Origin of the sequence: Bifidobacterium choladohabitans (assembly GCF_016102005.1) — a bacterium.
GTDB classification, from domain to species: domain Bacteria; phylum Actinomycetota; class Actinomycetes; order Actinomycetales; family Bifidobacteriaceae; genus Bombiscardovia; species Bombiscardovia choladohabitans.
In genome coordinates this window covers 668,762-687,697 of sequence record NZ_JACFPL010000001.1, presented here as the reverse complement: position 1 = coordinate 687,697, position 18,936 = coordinate 668,762, and the positions used below count along the sequence as shown (strand labels likewise).

The following is an 18,936-nucleotide window of genomic DNA, read 5'->3' as shown; positions in this document are numbered from 1 at the left end:
GGTGCCATTCCTATTGTCCACCTTGGCGGCGGACCTGCCGGCCTGGAGGCGCATCATCATCGCCTGGCCCTGGGTGTTCGGGCGTGACGGTCGATCAGATACTCCTGCGAATCGACCAGAGGCCGACCCTGATCATCCCGGCTGTGTCGTACGTAGGTGCCGTCAGGCTGCATGTGCCAGGAGCTGGTGCTGTCGGCCATCTGCAGATCCACGTAGTCGATCAGTCCCTGCACCTGCTCGGGCGCAGTGATGCGGACCAGCGCCTCTACACGGCGGTCCAGGTTGCGGTGCATCAGGTCGGCAGAACCTATCCAGACCTCCGGCCCGGCCAGGGGGCCCTCGCCAATCTGGGGACCCTGGGAGTTGGCGAAGGCGAAGATACGGCTGTGCTCCAGGAACCGTCCCAGGATGGAGTGGACTCGGATATTCTCGCTCAGCCCGGGCACACCTGGCTTCAGGGCGCAGATGCCCCGCTCCACGATGTCGATGCGGACCCCCGCCTGGCTGGCCCGGTAAAGGGCGTCGATGATCTTTTCATCCACCAGGGAGTTGACCTTGATCCGTATCCACGCAGGCTTGCCGCTCAGAGCGGTCTCTTCCTCGCGGGCGATTCGCTGCAGCAGCCCCGAGCGTACCGTGCGTGGAGCTACCAGCAGACGGTGGAAGGAGGACTTGGGCGCATAGCCTGACAGCTGGTTGAAGAGCCGGGTCAGGTCCTGCCCCACCACCGGGTCGCAGGTGAGCAGGCCCAGGTCGGTGTACTGGCGGGCGGTCTTTGGGTTGTAGTTGCCGGTGCCCACGTGGCAGTAACGACGCAGGCCGTCCTGCTCCTGACGGACCACCAGGGAGAGCTTGCAGTGGGTCTTGAGCCCCACGATTCCATAGACCACATGGACGCCGGCCCGTTCCAGCTGACGGGCCCAGGCGATATTGGCCTCCTCATCGAACCGGGCCTTGATCTCGACCAGGGCCAGGACCTGCTTGCCGGCGTGCGCGGCATCCACCAGGGCATTGATGATGGGCGAGTTGCCCGAGGTCCGGTAGAGGGTCTGCTTGATGGCCAGCACTCGCGGATCGGCCGCCGCCTGCTCCAGGAAGGCCTGGACCGAGGTGGAGAAGGAGTCATAGGGGTGGTGAAGGAGGATGTCATGCTCGCGGATGGCCGCGAAGATGTCCTGGGCCTGGCTGGATTCCACCTCGGCTATCTGTCGGTTGGTGGTGGGAATGAAGGGACGGAATTTGAGATCCGCCCGGTCGATGGACTGCAGCTCGAACAGGACCGTGCAGTCCAAGGGGGCTGGAAGCCGATAGACCTCTTCCTGGTTGACCCGGAGCTTGCTGGCCAGCAGCTGGGAGAGGAAGGGAGAAGCGGAGTCGGAAATCTCCAGGCGGATGGGCGGTCCGAACCGCCGCTGCAGCAGTTCCTTCTCCATGGCGTTGAGCAGGTTTTCGGCGTCGTCCTCCTCCACATCAATGTCTTCGTTGCGGGTGACGCGGAAGGAGCGGGCCTCCTTGATGATCATGCCTGGGAAGAGGTATTCCAAGTGGGCGATGATCAGGTTCTCCATGGTGATGAATCCGTAGCGTTCTTCCCGGCCCTCCTCATCGGTCAGATCGTCCACAGGAACCAGACGGGAGAGGTTGTCAGGAATCTTGACGCGGGCGAAGTGGGTCTTGCCCGAGGTCGGGTTCTCCACCAGGACCGCCAGATTCAGGGAGTTGCCTGAGATATAGGGGAAGGGATGGGCCGGGTCGACAGCCAGCGGGGTCAGCACCGGAAAGACCTGGTTGCGGAAGAAGTTGGTGAGCCGTTCCTGCTCCTGGCTGCTCAGTTGTGTCCAGCTCAGCAGAATGATGCTTTCGGTGGCCAGATCCGGCAGGATGTGGTCGATGACATAGTGGGCATGCTCGTCCTGAAGCTTGTGCGCCTGCTCGGAGATGGCCCTCAGTTGCTGGCGAGGGCTCATTCCGCTGGCTGCCGTCACAGCGATGCCGGTGTCTACGCGACGCTTCAGACCCGCCACGCGGACCATGAAGAACTCATCGAGATTGCTGGCGAAGATGGCGGCGAAGTTGGCACGCTCCAACAGTGGCACGCTCTCGTCTTCGGCCAGTTCAAGCACGCGTTTGTTGAACTTGAGCCAGCTCAGCTCCCGGTCGAAATAGCGGTCCTCAGGCAAGGGCGAGACCGGGTGATCCGAGTGCCTGGATACATGTCGTGCCTGGCCGTCGGTCTCGGCAATATGCTCCGCGATCTGGCTGCGTAGCAAGGCCTTGGAGGGTGCGTCAAATTTCTGAACCATACCATAGCACTCTATTCGCAGGTGCCGTCCTCTGCAATCGTTGATAAAGCTTGTGGATAAATAGGAACGGCCCCCCGCAGGAGGCCGTTCCCACAAGGTCGGTCCAGATGGAATCTCTGCACAACATCATCGTTGCAACGGTCAAGTCTTATACACCCGTCCAACGTATCGGTCCTAGTGGCCATACACTTTGTGGGCTTCCGTGCTCTCGAACCGTCCTTGTATAAGCTATTATGCCAGGTTCGAGGCCGATGGCAAGCATGTTCATCCCGTTGGAGCGCAGAAGGCTACAGGCTTGGTCTTTTGTGCGATTGCGTGCATTCAGGCAGGTCGAATACGCCGGTTTTGGAGGAATCTGTCGCTTCCATGTGAGCATCTGTGGCCTTTCATGGGTATGGTCTCAAAAATGCTGCAATTCGAGGCGTGTCGCGGTGTTGATGCATTTGTGCACAGAGAGGGAGCAGCAATGTGGAAGCATACGGTCGTTCGACCACATCGGCTCCGTGGACTGGTGCTTATGCCAGGAGGCGGGTGTACTGGTAGCCATGACTGGAATGAGCATAGACAGACCGCCGACGATGATAAAAGGCCACATGAAAGGGCGGGAGCCTGAATGGACTCCTCGCTCTTTTAATGCAGTCGGGTCGTCTTTGGAACACCGGCCAGAGAGGGCGGCGGGCGGAGATGCCCGCATCGGACGGAGTGGCTCAGAAGCAGAATATGGGTCCGCTATGACGGGGCTGGTCTTTCTCTCAGCCTCGGGAGGCATTGGGCTGACGACCATGACGGCCCTGATGGCCAAACAGCTTCGGGACATGGCCCTGTCATGCGCTCTGGTGGATCTGGACCTGGATGGCGGAGGGATGGATGTCCTGGTCGGCATCGAGGGGGCGCCTGGAATGCGGCTGGGACGGATCCGCGCTCCCCTGGGCCGGGTGGATCCTCAGGCCCTCCGTGAAGAGCTGCCGGTCTGGGATGGCATCCCGCTGCTCAGCAACGATCCCTGGAGTGCTCTGCCACAGGGCTGGTGGGACGTGGACGCAGCCGTGAGCGCTATGGCTGGATTTGCTGATCTCCTGCTGATTGATGCCGGTCGGGGCCAGGGCCTGGGTAATCTGCGCTCGCTGAAGGGACTTCCTTCGTTGTTGATGGTGGACATGACCGTGCTGGGCCTTGCGCGGGCGAAGGCGCTTCTCCATGCTCTGAACGGCCGCAGAGGTGCTGGTGATCGAGACCAGGACAGTCAATTGGTCTCCTGTAGACCTCCCATGGCTCTGATTGGGATGATGCCCACTCAGCATCGGGTCAGCCATGGCGTCGACCCGGAACAGGCGGAGGAGTTTCTGGGCCGATCGGTGGACGTGGTCCTCAAGCCACAGCCGAAGCTGTCGGCATCCGTTCTGGATGGTCGTGGCCTGGAACGGGTCCCTCGTGCTTACGCTCGGGCCCTTCAACCCCTGGTGGAGCGGATCGCGGGGATGGTCGTCGTCGGCGAAAGAAAGGAAGAGCCGGTCTCTTCTCGCGGATTGACTCGGTCTGAGGCTGTCAAATGAGCAGGGGAGGTGGGGAAATCCTTGAAGGTTCATTCCCCGATGAAGATTCGGTTCAGCCGCCTACGTTCGGCTACTTGGATGGGCTGGTGAGCGATTCTGCGGTGACTGATATCGCGGTGACCGGGCAGGGCGATGTCTGGATCGACCGGGGTTCGGGCATGGAGGAGGTTCTGATTCGGCCCGGGTTTACTGGACCTCGAGCTGTAAGGGACTTCGCTGTGCAGTTATGTGCTCAGCTGGGGCGTCGCCTGGACGATGCTCGCCCCATGGCTGATGCTTCCAGCAGGGAGGGGATCAGAGTCCACGCCGTGCTGGCCCCGCTTGTCCCCGAGGGTGCCGCCATTTCCATCAGACTGCCCAACAGGCACCCGCCCGGCCTGGAGGAGCTGGCTGCTGCCGGACTGTGTCCCGCCAGCTGGCTCTTCATCCTTCGGGCGCTGGTGGTCAATCGGGCCAGCATTCTGGTGACCGGTGGCACGGGTGCCGGCAAGACCACGCTCCTGCGGGCCTTGCTGGGCATGTGTCCACAGGAGCAGCGGCTGGTCGTTGTGGAGGAAGTCCGTGAGCTTGGTCGTATCGCCGGCCACAGGAATACGGTTTCCCTGGCTGTAAGAGAGCCCAACGTTGAAGGGGCAGGGGGCGTGGGGCTGGTCGACCTGGTCAAGGCCACACTGCGCATGCGGCCCGATCGGATAATCCTGGGTGAGTGCCGGGGTGAGGAGATAGCTGATTTGTTGCGGGCTTTCAATTCTGGTCATCGGGGCGGCATGGCGACTCTGCATGCCGACAACGTGGAACGTGTTCCCGCGAGACTGGCAACCCTGGGGTTGCTGGCGGGGCTGCAGCCGAAGGCACTGGCGGCTCTGGCCCAAGGGGCGTTTGACGTTGTTGTCCATCTGGAACGTTCCGGCGGCCATAGACATATCGCTCAGATTGGCCGACTGACAACTGCCGCCGACGGTCGGCTTATCGGGGAGGCCGTCTGTACCTGGACGGGCCGAGGGACCGCTACTTACGGAACGGCTTGGTCGAAGTTTGCCAGGCGGTGGGGCATTGTGACCAGCGCCTCGGCGAGCGATCCCTAGTTGAGGTGGATTATGAATGACGAGATTGCAGCCTGGCTGGCTGCGATGATGACGACTATTGCCTGTCTGGCCCTGCTTGCGCATAGCGGCGATGCAGCTACAAGACTGAAGGCCATGTCTGTCAGGCCCTCCGCACAGTCGGACCGGCCTGGTATGGCGGTGCTGATCACTTCCCTGCTTGCCTATGTCGACAATGGAGGAGGTCTGGTAGAGGCTTTCGAGGAGGCATCCGGGCGACGTTTCGCCACCCGGGAGGTCACGCCGGAACATGTCATGGCCATGTTGGAGAACCGATGCCTGCCCCAGGAACGGGGGCCGACTCTGACGATTATGGCCCAGGCTCTGATGGCCTGCTATGGGCTCAGCGCCATCCTGGGTTGCCGGGCTTCGGATGGGCTGCGGACCGTGGCAGCCATGCAGAGGCGGCGGGCGGCACTGGATGAGGCCCGGGAAAAAGCCTTTGCTGTGCCCAAGGCCACGATTCGTCTCCTGTCGACCCTGCCAGCGTTGACAATCATCATGGGAGAGTTTATGGGTGCGCGACCACTGGCCTTCCTATGTCGCCCAGGCCCGGGAACCATCTGCCTGATCCTTGGTGCGGCCTTCTATGTTCTTGGTCTGGTTTGGATGCATCTGCTGATGAATGATCTGGACAGGGAGGATCTATGGATCTGAAACCGCTGATTGTTGCTCTGTCGACCATAATGGCCCTTCTGCTTATGGAATTCGACGGCTCGAGTGAGCGATTAGTCGATGAGCAGGTCTCCCCGCCGCCCTTGAGCCTGGTGCTGGCCCTGCTGGGAGTCGCTGTTCGTCAGGGGGCCTCCCTGCCCAGGGCCCTGGGTGTGGTTGGCAGTCTGCTGCCAGGACCTTATGGGTTTCGAATGGTTCGCGTGGCTCACCTGCTCGCAGGTGGCAACGGATGGGATCTGTCCTGGTCAGGAGCGATTGGCGATCCTGATTACGGGCGGTCCATGCAGGTCCTGGCTGACTGTCTGGAGCCCTCCTGGCGTTTGGGATCATCGCCTTTAACACGTATCGAGACGACCATGCGCCAGCTGGATCACCGTGCCCGCAGCGTGCTGGCCCGGGCCACGGCGACGATCACCGTCAGGCTTCTGGTGCCGACAGGGCTGTGCATTCTGCCGGCCTTCGTGCTGATCGGAGTCATTCCCTGTATTGCGGCTTTTGCGGGTGGGATGTCCTGAGGGTATGGAGCTCTTGCGGGCACAGTTGTCCACAGGCTGGCGGTCAAAGCTCCGCTCGTCCACATGTATCTGACAAGTCGACCGAAGCGGACAGGAACGGGCACAGTGAAAGGTACCGGATGCCGATTCCCTGAGGAACGGCCATTCGCCGGGGCGGGGAAGACAAGGAAAGGCAAAGGTGAGAACGATGACATATTCACAGGAGGTTGCGACGGTCTTCCATCTGCAGAACAGGCAGGCAGGAGGTCAGTTGGTGCCGGCTGCGACATGGCCTGCTGCAGGTGCTGGATCCGGGTTGTTGCAAAGAATAAGGCAGCGTTCTAACCGGTACATGACGGCTTTGTATGTTCGCATCAGCCAGGCTGTGGATTCTGGAGTGCGCACCCTGCATGCGCGGCTGAGCGTGGTGCTGGCCAGGCCTGAATCGGGGGCTATCACTGCTGAATATGCCGTGATCATGGTGGTGGCCGCCACGCTGGCCGGTGTACTGCTGGCCATCGTCAAATCCTCTTCCACACGCACTTTGCTGATGGGACTGGTGAAGAAGGCACTCAGTGCCGTCGGCTGAAAGACGGTCCGAGCGGAGACGACGGTGGCGATCCGATAACGGTACGGTGACAGCCGAGTTCGCCATCGTTCTTCCCGCTGTCATGGTTCTGGCTCTCATACTGCTGACGCTGACCCAGACAATCAGGGTCGGCATGGTCTGTCAGGATGCAGCCAACGCGGCTGCCAGAGACCTGATCGTCACCCAGGGCAAGGGCGATTCCCAGGAGCTGGTGAACAGGATGGCTGGGCCACATGCCCAGGTGAGGTTGAGTCCATCAGCCGGACAGACGGCAGTCAGGGTGTCATGCCCAGTGGTTTCCGGCCCCATGGGCGTGCTGCCTGCACAGGTCCATGGCGACGCCGTAGCCATATTGGAGGAATGAGTCATGCCCGAACATGCCAGAAAGACGCGAGTCGAGCGTGCAGGTTCATGGATTAGGGGTTCGGATCCGGGCTCCGGCACGGTTCTGGGCATCATGCTGATGGCCCTGGTTGGCCTGGGTCTGGTTCTGGCGGCGCTGCTGGGCAATCTCATGATCTGTCGGACGCGTGCACGCACCGGCGCCGATATTTCGGCTCTGGCTGCAGCTTCTGCCCTGGATGAAGGACAGACGAAGCCCTGTACTCTGGCTTCCCGGGTCGCCCATCTCAACCGTGGGGTCATGACGGACTGTCAGGTGGATGGCGGCGATGTGAGGGTCTCGGTGAGTGTAGACACCGGAGTCCCGATGATACCCCGTCTGGTCCAGTCTGCCCGGGCAGGCCCCGAGCCCTGTGGATGAGAGGAGGAAGCGGGGCGAAAGCCCTAGGAAGGAAAGTGAACGTGTCTAAAGAAATGGATAGCCTTGAACCATGGCACTAGCACTCTATCGGCGGTATCGGCCTGACACTTTTGACGGAATCATCGGTCAGAAGCAGGTCACGGTGCCCCTTACCCGAGCTCTGGATGAGAACCGGCTGACCCATGCCTACCTCTTCTCCGGCCCCAGGGGATGCGGCAAGACCAGCAGTGCCAGGATTTTTGCCCGCTGCGTCAACTGCGCCAAGGGGCCGACCAGCCATCCCTGCGGCGAATGCGACAGCTGCAGGGATCTGGCCACAGGAGGCCCTGGTTCCATCGATGTGGTGGAGATTGACGCCGCCAGCCACAATGGAGTTGACGATGCTAGGGAACTCAGGGAGCGAGCAGGCTTCGCCCCCGTGCGTGACCGCTACAAGATCTTCATTCTGGACGAGGCTCATATGGTCACCCAGCAAGGATTCAATGCCCTGCTGAAGATCGTCGAGGAGCCGCCGGAACATGTCATGTTCATCTTCGCCACCACAGAGCCGGAAAAGGTGATTGGCACCATCCGCTCCCGTACCCACCATTACCCCTTCCGTCTGGTGCCTCAGGAAGTCATGGGGCCTTACTTGGAGGGCATTTGCGATAAGGAGGGCATTAAGGCCGAGCCCGGTGTACTCAAGCTGGCCATGCGGGCCGGAGGCGGATCGGTGCGTGACACCCTTTCCGTGCTGGATCAGCTCATGGTAGGCGCTGACGAGCACACCATCACCTATGATGCTGCGGTTGCTTTGCTGGGGTTCACTCCTGCCGCGCTCATCGGCGAAGCTGTGGATGCACTGATCGCCCACGATGGAGCTGGCCTCTACGGGGTCATTCAAAAGGTGGTCGTCGGCGGGTTTGAACCCCAGCGCTTCGTTGAGGATCTGCTGGCCCATGTCCGCGACCTGCTGGTTCTCAAACTGGCTGGAGAACGGGCTGAAAGCGTGCTTAGCGAGGATGCTGACGACGACCAGGTGGCCGATCTGCATCGTCAGGCGAATGCTTTGGATTTGCAGGTCCTGACCAGAATGGCCGACATCATCAATGATGCGCTGGCGGGAATGAACGGGGCCACCTCGCCCAGGATGCGCTTGGAGCTGCTGGCCGCCAGGCTGCTGGCAATTGGCTGCGAACCTATGGAGCAGGCACCGGCCGAAGCGGCAGCTTCCAGCGCTGGTGCAGCCCCGTCGCCCGCCCGCGGCGGGTTCATTGGCGCCAGCAGGTCTCAGCAGAATGGTCGGCCGTCCAGAGCATCCCAATCTGGTCGTACTGACGGGGCTGAACGCCCCGAACAGCCTGACAGGGCAGGCTCGCCGTCTGCTGCAGCACCCACGACCCTTGCCGGGCCGCAGAACATGGCCGGTTCCCATTCCGATTCCTCTGCTCAAGGACAGCAAGAGGGCGAAGGACGGCCCACCCATTCCGGCTCAGGGTCTGCCCAATCCGAGCGCAAGGAAGCCCCCTCCTCGGCGACTCGACGGCCGGCGGGGCAGGCCGGATCACCCAATCCTGTCCGGCCCGCCCGATCTGTTGAACAGCCTCGGTCGGCCCAACAGGAGGCTACGCAAGGGCAGACAAACGAGGTGCCGACCGGTACGGAACTGGATAAGCGCTGGGATGCCCTGGTGGCTGCCCTACCCGATGAGGTACGCCAGTATGTGGTGCGGGACCGGGTGCCTACCGTAGCCATGCAAGCAGACCCCTCCGGTCGCAAGCGACTGTCTATGACCTTCGACCGTCCACTCAGCCAGCATGCCTTCGCCATGGCCGTGGCTGCGCAGTCGGTTGACGGGGAGACCAAGGTGCCGCGTATCGTCATGGTCCGCGCTCGCCAGGAGTTTGGACAGGCCACCATGATCGCCCCATCAGGGACGGCTGCCAACGGCGAGACGGTGGAGTCCGTCAACAGGATGTCTCCGCAGCGTCGGGCAGAGGTCAAGAAGGAGGTGGCTCTGGCGCGGGCCGGCTTGGCCACCATGAACCTTGGAGCGGCGGTCATGCCTCATGCAGCCACGGAGCAGGGGCATGCCCCTAGGGAGATGACGGCCTCGGCTGGTCATCAGGGTGAGACCGGAACATCGGCATCAGCGCCGGAGGGAAGGTCCACCCCTGGGGAAGCTGCAGGCGACGGGAATTCCGACGACGCCCACCACCCGGTCGGCGGTCCGGTCCAATCGTCTCCGGAACCGCTGCCGGCGGCAGGCTTTGGCTCAACGGCTTCTACCGTGTTGCCTGACGATGATCCCTGGGCCCACCCCATGCCAGCGACTCATGCGCCGCAAAAGACTTGGCAGCCCGGTGAGGGCAACGACGGATCCGATGGACGGAAAGACCATGAGTCCAAAAAGGTAGCTCTGCCGGACATGAGCGATGACACGGATCCTTGGGCCGTGCCCGGTTCCGGGACCAACGCCGCAGCCTTTGCAGAGTCCTCCGACAGTCAGGGCCATGAAGCTTCGGATCAGGGGCTTGAAGTTTCGAAGTCGGTTGATTCGTCCGGTCAGGGAAGCGCTACGGGTGTAGCCTCGGCTCCGGTATTGGGGACCGAATCGGTTTCCGATGAAGGGGCCATGGCGACTGGCGTATCAATTTCGCCGGACCTGCAGAGCGACGAACACAGTTCCGATGCTGTCGGTGGCCCGGATGGTCCTCAGGCAATGGCAGATGCATCCGGATCTGATGACAGGAAGATGCCAGCAGGCTTCGCTAGTGCAGCCTCTGGCGGTTCTGGCCAGGATGGAGCGTCGTCTGCCTCAATCTCCTCCCAGATTTCGAGGCCTTCCGTGGATCCCGAGGACGATGTCTATTCCATGGACGATGCCAGGCTCGGGGCGGACAATGCCATGAACCAGGATGAACTGACCAAAATGTTCGATGTGACCAAGGTGGAGGATTTTGCTGCTGACGATCCCCAGAATCCGATCAACGTCCAAAAGCGCCGGCAGGAACAGGCGCAGCGACAGGGAGGTGAATGATGGCTGCTACCTATGATGGGGCCATTCAAGAGCTGATTGATGCCTTTGCCCAGCTGCCGGGCATTGGTCCCAAGGGCGCACAGCGCATCGCCTTCTACATTCTGGGAGCCGATCGGCGCAGCGCTCAGGATCTGGCCGATGCCATCGTCGCGGCCAAGGAGAAGGTTCGGTTTTGCGAGATCTGCGGCAATGTTTGCGAGACCAGCCCATGCCCCATCTGTCAGGATCCGCGACGTGACCGCAGCATTATCTGCGTAGTCGAGGAGCCCAAGGACGTCATGAGCATCGAGCGTACCGGAGAATACCGGGGTCTTTATCATGTGTTGGGCGGGGCCATCGACCCTATGTCCAACGTCGGGCCGGGAGATCTGCGCATTCCCGAGCTCTTGAAGCGGTTGGGCACCGATCAGGTCAAGGAGGTCATGCTGGCCCTGGATCCCAACATCGAAGGTGAGGCCACCACCACCTACCTGGGACGGCTGCTGGGTCCGCTGGATCTGCGGGTCACCAGGTTGGCCAGCGGTCTGCCTGTCGGTAGTGATCTGGAATACGCTGACGAGATCACCCTCGGCCGGGCAATATCTGGCCGTCGCGATCTGTAAGGCCTGCAGTTATTGTTTCGCATGTTGGTGGAGAGGGTCTGATAGAACGGTGTCGTTCGTATAATCCATATAATCAACATGTTGCAGATGATGGTCTAGTGGCTTAACCGTCGCGGGATGGAACAGCAGTGGCACTTATCGTTCAGAAATATGGCGGGTCCTCAGTGGCGGACTCGGACTCCATCAAGCGTGTGGCCAAGCGCATCATTGATACCAAGCGCGCTGGTAATGACATCGCAGTGGTGGTTTCCGCCATGGGGGACACCACTGACGATCTGATCGATCAGGCCATGGATGTGGATTCCAATCCTCCGGCCCGCGAGATGGACATGCTCATGACGGCGGGGGAGCGCATCTCCATGAGTCTGCTGGCCATGAGTATCCATGCACAAGGCGAGCATGCCCATTCCTTCACAGGTTCGCAAGCGGGGTTCATGACTGATGCACGTTACGGTGCAGCACACATCCGCCATGTCCGCCCCCAGCGGGTCATGAAGGCTTTGGACCGAGGCGAGGTGGGGATTGTGGCAGGCTTCCAGGGGGTCAACGCCGACGGCGATGCGACCACCCTGGGCCGTGGCGGATCGGACACCTCGGCTGTGGCCCTGGCTGTGGCACTCAAGGCGGATGTCTGCGAGATCTATACCGATGTGGACGGCGTCTTTACCGCCGACCCGCGCATTGTGCCCACCGCCAGAAGAATCGCTCGCATCTCATACGAGGAGATGCTGGAGATGGCGGCCGGCGGATCCAAGGTGCTGGCTCTGCGCTGCGTGGAGTATGCCCAGCGCTTCCGTATGCCCATCCATGTGCGCAGCTCCTTTTCCCATCGTCCGGGCACGCTGATCATGCCCGACGATGTCGATGTCGACAAGATTCCCAATCTGGAGACCGGCCAGCTGCCGGATCGCCCCGCTGCGCACACCGACAGGCAGCGGGATTTGACGGAAGGAAGGTCATGACCAACGGCGAATCCATGGGCGACTTGTTCCCGGACCTGAACGGCCCCGAGTCACCTATCATCTCAGGGGTTGCCCACGACCGCAGCGAGACCCAGGTCAGCCTGCGGGCTGTGCCCGACCGACCCGGCGTGGCCGCACAGCTCTTCACCATCCTTGCCGAGGGCGGCATCAACATTGACATGATCGTCCAGGCTGGGGCGGCCACCGGAACCGTGGACATCTCCTTCACCCTGCCGTCCGCCCAGGCTGATCAGGTGGTTCCCATGCTGGATGACTCCCGTGAGCAACTGGGGTTCCGCTCGGTCGACATCAATCCCGAGGTGGGCAAGGTGACCCTGGTAGGGGTGGGCATGAAGACCCACTCAGGCATCACCGCCACCTTCTTCCGGGCCTTGAGCGACCGGCATATCAACGTGCTCATGATCTCGACCTCCGAGATCCGCATCTCCGCCCTGGTGCCCATCCAGGACTTGGACGAGGCGGTACGGGCCATCCATACGGCCTTCCACTTGGATGCCGATCAGGTAGAGGCGGTCGTTTATGGCGGCACGGGTCGCTGAGAGGAGAGAGAGCAATGACGGATAAGGCTGATTTGGCGAACAATGGTCGCCGTGGCATCAATGTTGCCGTTCTGGGCGCCACCGGCCAGGTAGGCATGGTCATGCGCCGCATGCTGGACGAACGGGACTTCCCCGTGGCCGACCTGCGATTCATGGCCTCCTCCCGGTCTGCCGGCGAACAGTTGCGATGGCGTGACAGGACCATCACGGTCGAGGACGTGGAGCAGGCCGACCTGAGCGGTATCGATCTGGCCATCTTCTCCGCCGGCGGTTCGACCTCAGGAACCTGGGCTCCTCGTTTCGCTGAGGCCGGAGCCTACGTGGTCGACAACTCCTCCCATTGGCGGATGGATCCCGAGGTCCCCCTGGTGGTGTCTGAGGTCAACCCCGAGGATCTGGACCTTATCCCCAGGCGGATCGTGGCCAATCCCAACTGCACCACAATGGCCTGCATGCCGGTGCTGAGCCCCCTGGCCAAGGCATACGGTCTGCGCCGCCTGATCGTCTCCTCCTACCAGGCTGTGTCGGGGGCTGGTCGTGCCGGCGTACTCCAGCTGCGCGACGAAGCCAAAACGGCCGTGGAGCAAGGTGCTGACCGGCTGGTCTTTGACGGATCGGCCATCGAGTTCCCCCCGCCCACCAAGGTGGTGCGCACCATCGCCTTCAACGCTGTTCCTTTTATAGGCGACTTGGTCGATGACGGCAGCGGGGAGACCGACGAGGAGCAGAAGCTGCGCAATGAGAGCCGCAAGATCCTGCACCTGCCCGATCTGGCCGCCTCCTGCACCTGTGTGCGGGTAGGGGTCTTCACAGCCCACGGCATGAGCATCAATGCCGAGTTCGAGCACGACGTCACCCCTGACCAGGCCCGCGACCTGCTGTCCAAGGCCCCCGGAGTGAACCTGGCGGAAATACCCACTCCTCTGGACGCAGCCGGCAAGGACCCCAGCTTCGTGGGCCGCATCCGCCAGGACCAGGCCGTGGAAGGCAAGAGGGGATTGTCCATGTTCGTGGCCAACGACAACCTGCGCAAGGGGGCGGCCCTCAACGCAGTGCAGATCGCCGAGCTGATCGTCCGTAAGCACTTCGCCGACAGGATCTGAGATGCCCGGTTCGCTTGCGGGCACCGATTAGACTGGAGACCATGACCAGATCTTCCCAAGAAGTGCAGCGGCAACTGGATCGGATCGTGGCCCTGGGCTATCCGGATGTGGCGGACATCAGCGCCGCCGCGTTCAGAGCCTTGGCCCAGCCCCTGATCTCCGCGCTGGAGTCCACTGAGCTGGGCGAGCAGATCCTGCTCATCCCTACCAGGGAGCTGGTCTCACCCGAGTCGCTGATCGCCCGGACCAGCATCAATCGCATGGCCGGCTTTACCACTATGCCGCCGCGCGACATCGCCAGCTTCCTGCCCCAGAACGGGTTCGAGCCGCCGGAGGGGCCCTTCTACCTCGTTCTGGAGCCACATACCGGCACCTGCTACACCAACCGTGAGCCTGATGTGGCCCGCAAGCTGATCGACTCCGATGATCGTCTTCCCCTGACCTTGGAGGAGGGTCTGGCCATCGCCACCCAGCATCCCGATTGGCTGGCGGTCAAGAACGGCTTCAACCTGCTGGGTTCCCACAGCGCCGATGGGCGCGTGCCCAGCATCTGGATGAGCCAGAACGCACCCCGTCTGGGTTCGGTCTGGCCCAACTCGCGCCACACCTGGCTGGGCAACGCCTACTGCGAGGGCCGTCGCGGCGTCTCCCTCTTCCAGTGAATCTCTTCCACCGAATCTTATGAATCCTATGCAGTGAGCACTCTGTCAGTGCTTGCATTGTGTAGTGTTCGCACCCTTGGCAACCTTGCGAATTATGCCAGGCTCTGTGCGCTCGCCTTCCCCTGCGTCGGAATGCGGACCCGGACCGCATGTCCCGGCTCTCCTCCGGTAAAATAATGGCACCCCCGGCACGGTTTTGGTCTGCCCGAACACCCATGGCCGGGTGACATTGTGGTTTCCGACGAACGAAAGAAGGAGGAGAGATGGATCAGGATCGTGCATCCGTGTTTGATCTTGCGGCCCAGGCCGCGGCATCCAATGGAGGGAACAACGACCTGCTGCTGCCTCCCCCCAGGTTCGTGGGTTCGCCGCAGAAGCCCAGTGCCATGCCCTACAACAAATATGTGGCCTACAACAAGCAGGTCCCCTTTGACTATCCGCAGCGCACCTGGCCGGGCAAGACCCTGAAGCGGGCGCCCCGTTGGTGTTCGGTCGATCTTCGCGACGGCAACCAGGCCCTGGTCGACCCCATGGATTCCGAGCGTAAGCTGAGATTCTGGAATCTGCTGATCTCCATGGGCTTCAAGGAGATCGAAGTGGGCTTCCCCTCGGCCTCCGAGACCGATTACGACTTCATCCGCCTCCTGATCGAGCGCGAGCTGATTCCCGACGACGTGACCATCGTGGTCCTGACCCAGGCCCGCGAGCACCTGATTCGCCGCACCTATGAAGCCCTGCGTGGGGCCAAGCGGGCCGTGGTCCACTTCTACAACTCGGTCTCGGTCCTGCAGCGGGAGGTCGTCTTCCACAAGGACAAGGCCGGGATCAAGAAGCTGGCCACCGACGCCGCCGAACTCTGCCGCTCCCTGGAGGCTGATGCCGGGGGCACTGATCTTTCCTATGAGTATTCGCCCGAGTCCTTCTCCGGCGCAGAGCCGGAGTATTCCCTGGAGGTCTGCAACGCGGTCATCGACGTGATCCGGCCCACGCCGGAGCACCCCATGATCATCAACCTGCCCAACACCGTGGAGATGACCACCCCCAACGTCTTCGCCGACGAGGTGGAGTATATATCCACCAATCTCAAGGACCGGGATGCGGTGGTGCTCTCCCTGCACCCCCACAACGACGAGGGCATGGCTGTGGCTGCCACCGAGCTCAGCCTGCTGGCCGGGGCCGACCGGGTGGAGGGCTGTCTGCTGGGCAATGGCGAGCGCACCGGCAACGTCGACATTTGCACAGTGGGGCTGAACCTGCTGGTCCAGGGGATCGACCCCCAGCTGGACTTCTCCGACATGCCCGGCATCCGTCGGACGGTGGAGTACTGCAATCAGATCGCCGTCTCCGAGCGGCACCCCTACGTCGGCAACTTCGTCTTCACAGCCTTCTCCGGCTCCCACCAGGATGCCATTAAGAAGGGCCTGGATGCCCGGCAGCAGGCGGCACTGCGCGCCAACGCCAACCCCGACGACTTCCTCTGGCTGGTGCCCTACCTGCCCATCGATCCCAAGGATGTGGGCGGCAACTACGAGGCCATCATCCGGGTCAACTCCCAGTCGGGCAAGGGCGGCATGGCCTACCTGCTCAAGGCCAACCATCATCTGGATCTGCCCAAGCGCCTCCAGGTGGAGTTCGAGCGGCTGGTCCAAAGCTATGCTGACAGGACCAAGCGCGAGGTCAAGGATGCCGACATCTGGCGGCTCTTCAAGGACGAGTACCTGCCCGTGGAGGCCGGCGGGAGCGTGGTCGGCGGCGAGTCCATGGCCGACCAGCGCGACGAGACCCTGCAGCAGTGGGGCCGCTTCAAGCTGCTGAATGTGGCAGTCACCTCCGGCGAGGACGGTTCCGACACAGTCCTGGATGCCACCCTGCTGGACCGTGGGCTTGCCCCGGGCGATCCCGAGGAGCGTCGTCGTGTTCAGGGACATGGGAACGGTCCTATTGCGGCCTTCCTGGATGCACTCAAGTCCCTGGACCAGACCGTCTCGGTCCTGGATTACGCCGAGCACGCCATGACCGCCGGCACGGATGCTCTGGCGGCTTCCTACGTGGAATGCCAGGTGGGCGAACCGGCCAGGTCCCGGGTGATCTGGGGTGTGGGCATCGACTCGTCCATCTCCACCAGCTCCCTCAAGGCCATCATCTCGGCGCTCAACCGCTTCCAGCGCGGCTGAGGGCCAGAAAATCCAATACCCGTCATTCAGGTCCGATCCGGACGCACAGCTACGCCCGGGTCGGACCACATTGTCTGAACTGGTATACCGCTGGCTGGTTTACTCCTGGGTTGACTCGGTCCCTGAGTTGCCCTGAGTGCTGCCTTCGTTGCCGCCCTCATTGCTGCCGCTGTTGTCTTCGTTCTCCGTTCCACCTCCAGCGCCAGCGCCTGAACCACTGCCGGATCCGGACTGCCCCTGCTCGGAGTTCTGGCGCTGGGAGCGCTGCTGGGGGGCGTATGAGTATTCACGGTTGCGCGTGGACGAGCTGCTCTGCCTGGATCCGGTGCCCCAATTGCCTTCCGGGCCACCGACCTTGCCGTGGTCCTCTGCATCCGGGAAACGCTCCACCGGACTGTTGCCCAGGGCCGACTTCATGTATTGGGTGAAGAGCTGGACCGCATAGAAGTCGTCGTGATAGCGATCCGGCACCTTCAGGGCCCCGCCGTCCTGCCCCTGGTTCCAGACGGCGAAGGTGGTCAGGAGCGAGGGGGTGAATCCGATGAAGGAGATGGCGGTCTGGTCATTGGCCGTGCCGGTCTTGCCGGCGATGGGCCTCCCCAGGGAACGGGCATAGGACGCAGTGCCACGCTGGACCGTGGTGGTCATGGCCTTCTGCAGCAGAGCCACCTGATCGGCGTTGAAGACCTGATCAGACTGGATTGCGGCCGTGTAGAGCTCCTGATCCTTGGCGTCCTTGACCTGAGCGACCAGGTGCAGTTTGGGTCGTTGCCCCCCGTTGGCCAGAGTGGCGTAACCCTGGGTCACGTCATAGACCGAGAGAGCGTCCACACCCAGGGTGTCGAAGGTGGTCGTATCGTCGATTTTCCCGGTGATGCCGGCTGTGTGGGCCACTTGGGCAACCTTTTGCGAGGTCACGTGCTCGCCCAAGTCCATGAAGACCGTGTTGACCGAATTGGCGAATGCCGAGTAGAGGTTGATGTACCCGTAGCTGACATTACCGGCGTTGGCGACGGACTTGCCCACGCTGGAGAAGGTACGCGGTGAATTGCCGTTGAAGACCGTGTTCAGGCTGACCCCGTCCTGGATGGCGCCCAGGAGTGTGTAGGCCTTCATGGTCGAACCCACCTGGAAGGTCGCCTGATCCACGTTGTTGAGCTGGTGGGTCAGGTAGTCGTCACCGGCGTACAGGGAGATGATGGCCCCGGTCTTGGGTTCGACCGAGAGCCCTCCGATCTGCAGGGTGGGCGGCAGATGCTTGTTGCCTGTGGACGGACTGGCCACCTGGAACATCAGATCCTGTTTGTCCTTTTGTATGGTGGTGATGATCCGGTAGCCGCCTGTATCCAGGTCGTCCGCAGTGAAGGGGGCCTTTTTGCCGGAGGACAGCTCGTTGCGGACCATGCGCAGCAGGTAGCCGTTGGGTCCCTGGTAGACGTTCTGCGGCATGTATTTGATGGTCTGCGGCATTTGGGCGCTGGCCCGGTCCTGATGGCTGATGTAGTGGTCCTCCTCCATGATGGCCAGCACGCGGCGGAAGCGCGACTCGGCCTGCTTGGGGTTGACCGCCGGGTCCCAGGAGGCCGGGGCGGGGATGATGCCAGCCAGCATGGCTGACTCAGGCATGGTCAGGTCCTTGGCGTCCTTGCCGAAGTAGTTTTGGGCGGCGGCCTGGATCCCGTAAGCGCCACGGCCGAAGTAGATGGTGTTCAGGTAGTTGCACAGGACGGTGTCCTTATCCTCTGTCCTGGAAATCTTCAAGGAGAGAATGGCCTCGCGCAGCTTGCCCTTGTAGGTGGTGGTCTCGCCCAGATAGTAGCGCTCGGCATACTGCTGGGTGATGGTGGATCCGCCCTGACGGGTGCCTTTGGTCACGTTGTTGAAGAGCGCTCGGCTGATGCCTTTCAGGTCGATGCCGTTGTCCTTGTAGAAGGTGCGGTTCTCCGAGGCGACGACCGCGTTGCCCACATACTTGGGCAGGACCGAGCAGTCGATGATCTCCCGGTTCTGGTTGGCATAGGTTCCGATGGGGGTGGTGCCGTCCGCATAGTAGACCGTGGTCTTCTGTGCCAGGGCCTGCTTCTCAGGCGGGATGATTTCAGTGGTCAGATACAGGTATGCGAAGGCCGCCGCCCCGGCGACCAGCACCAGTCCCAGCAGGGCCAGGGTCCACTTAAGCACGCGATGCGACTTGTGGGGCCGTCTGCGACGTGGTCCGCCGCCCCGGGGATTCCGGTCGGCATGCCGCGAGGTGAGCCTGTCGGCACGATTCCTGCTGCCGCGCGCTTCGGACCGGGTCCTGCGTGTGGGCGAGGTCGAACTGACTGAACGAGTCTGATTGGCCATGCCAACCACGCTAACCGGCGGGGCTGAA

At 62.1% G+C, this 18,936-nt stretch carries 16 protein-coding genes; 14 read left to right on the top strand and 2 right to left on the bottom strand.

Going from position 1 to position 18,936, the window contains the following annotated elements; all coding sequences use genetic code 11:
* Window positions 1–56: 56 nt before the first annotated feature.
* Window positions 57–2,303, bottom strand: coding sequence for an RNA degradosome polyphosphate kinase (locus H3S97_RS02895; RefSeq protein WP_198177172.1), 2,247 nt, complete (start codon window positions 2,301–2,303; stop codon window positions 57–59).
* A 731-nt stretch (window positions 2,304–3,034) separates the two neighbouring features.
* On the opposite strand from H3S97_RS02895, the gene H3S97_RS02890 reads away from it, so the two are divergent.
* From H3S97_RS02890 to leuA, 14 genes are all read left to right on the top strand, one after another.
* Window positions 3,035–3,856: an ATPase gene (locus H3S97_RS02890; protein WP_198219553.1), complete on the top strand. Its 822-nt coding sequence runs from the start codon at window positions 3,035–3,037 to the stop codon at window positions 3,854–3,856.
* Between the two features lie 86 nt (window positions 3,857–3,942).
* Window positions 3,943–4,941 carry a CpaF family protein gene (locus H3S97_RS02885; protein ID WP_408610413.1) on the top strand — a complete coding sequence of 333 codons (999 nt, stop codon included), beginning with the start codon at window positions 3,943–3,945 and terminating at the stop codon, window positions 4,939–4,941.
* 12 nt (window positions 4,942–4,953) lie between these two features.
* Window positions 4,954–5,616 carry a pilus assembly protein gene (locus tag H3S97_RS02880; RefSeq protein WP_198219551.1) on the top strand — a complete coding sequence of 221 codons (663 nt, stop codon included), beginning with the start codon at window positions 4,954–4,956 and terminating at the stop codon, window positions 5,614–5,616.
* On the top strand, window positions 5,607–6,149 hold the full coding sequence (locus tag H3S97_RS02875) for a type II secretion system F family protein (protein ID WP_198219550.1): 543 nt from the start codon (window positions 5,607–5,609) through the stop codon (window positions 6,147–6,149). The genes H3S97_RS02880 and H3S97_RS02875 overlap by 10 nt, the downstream gene beginning before the upstream one ends.
* Window positions 6,150–6,480: 331 nt before the next feature.
* Entirely contained in the window at window positions 6,481–6,717 is a 237-nt protein-coding gene (locus tag H3S97_RS02870) for a DUF4244 domain-containing protein (RefSeq protein ID WP_198219549.1), read from the top strand.
* A gap of 46 nt (window positions 6,718–6,763) precedes the next feature.
* Entirely contained in the window at window positions 6,764–7,081 is a 318-nt protein-coding gene (locus H3S97_RS02865) for a TadE family protein (protein ID WP_052690793.1), read from the top strand.
* Window positions 7,082–7,084: 3 nt separating this feature from the next.
* Complete coding sequence (locus H3S97_RS02860) at window positions 7,085–7,480, top strand: Rv3654c family TadE-like protein (protein WP_198219548.1); 396 nt, start codon at window positions 7,085–7,087, stop codon at window positions 7,478–7,480.
* Between the two features lie 70 nt (window positions 7,481–7,550).
* Window positions 7,551–10,499: a DNA polymerase III subunit gamma/tau gene (dnaX, locus tag H3S97_RS02855; protein ID WP_198219547.1), complete on the top strand. Its 2,949-nt coding sequence runs from the start codon at window positions 7,551–7,553 to the stop codon at window positions 10,497–10,499.
* Complete coding sequence (gene recR / locus H3S97_RS02850; protein ID WP_015022549.1) at window positions 10,499–11,101, top strand: recombination mediator RecR; 603 nt, start codon at window positions 10,499–10,501, stop codon at window positions 11,099–11,101. Before dnaX ends, recR begins: the two co-directional genes overlap by 1 nt.
* 128 nt (window positions 11,102–11,229) lie before the next feature.
* Window positions 11,230–12,063, top strand: a complete 834-nt coding sequence (locus H3S97_RS02845; protein ID WP_198219546.1) for an aspartate kinase — start codon at window positions 11,230–11,232, stop codon at window positions 12,061–12,063.
* Window positions 12,060–12,623, top strand: coding sequence for an ACT domain-containing protein (locus H3S97_RS02840; RefSeq protein ID WP_015022547.1), 564 nt, complete (start codon window positions 12,060–12,062; stop codon window positions 12,621–12,623). The genes H3S97_RS02845 and H3S97_RS02840 overlap by 4 nt, the downstream gene beginning before the upstream one ends.
* A 14-nt stretch (window positions 12,624–12,637) precedes the next feature.
* Window positions 12,638–13,726, top strand: a complete 1,089-nt coding sequence (locus H3S97_RS02835) for an aspartate-semialdehyde dehydrogenase (protein WP_198183158.1) — start codon at window positions 12,638–12,640, stop codon at window positions 13,724–13,726.
* Between the two features lie 41 nt (window positions 13,727–13,767).
* Window positions 13,768–14,388, top strand: a complete 621-nt coding sequence (locus H3S97_RS02830; protein WP_198177187.1) for a DUF5701 family protein — start codon at window positions 13,768–13,770, stop codon at window positions 14,386–14,388.
* A 263-nt stretch (window positions 14,389–14,651) separates the two neighbouring features.
* Entirely contained in the window at window positions 14,652–16,562 is a 1,911-nt protein-coding gene (gene leuA, locus H3S97_RS02825) for a 2-isopropylmalate synthase (protein WP_198219545.1), read from the top strand.
* A 99-nt stretch (window positions 16,563–16,661) separates the two neighbouring features.
* Here the strand turns inward: leuA and H3S97_RS02820 are convergent, their stop codons facing one another.
* On the bottom strand, window positions 16,662–18,908 hold the full coding sequence (locus tag H3S97_RS02820) for a transglycosylase domain-containing protein (protein WP_198219544.1): 2,247 nt from the start codon (window positions 18,906–18,908) through the stop codon (window positions 16,662–16,664).
* Window positions 18,909–18,936 lie beyond the last annotated feature (28 nt).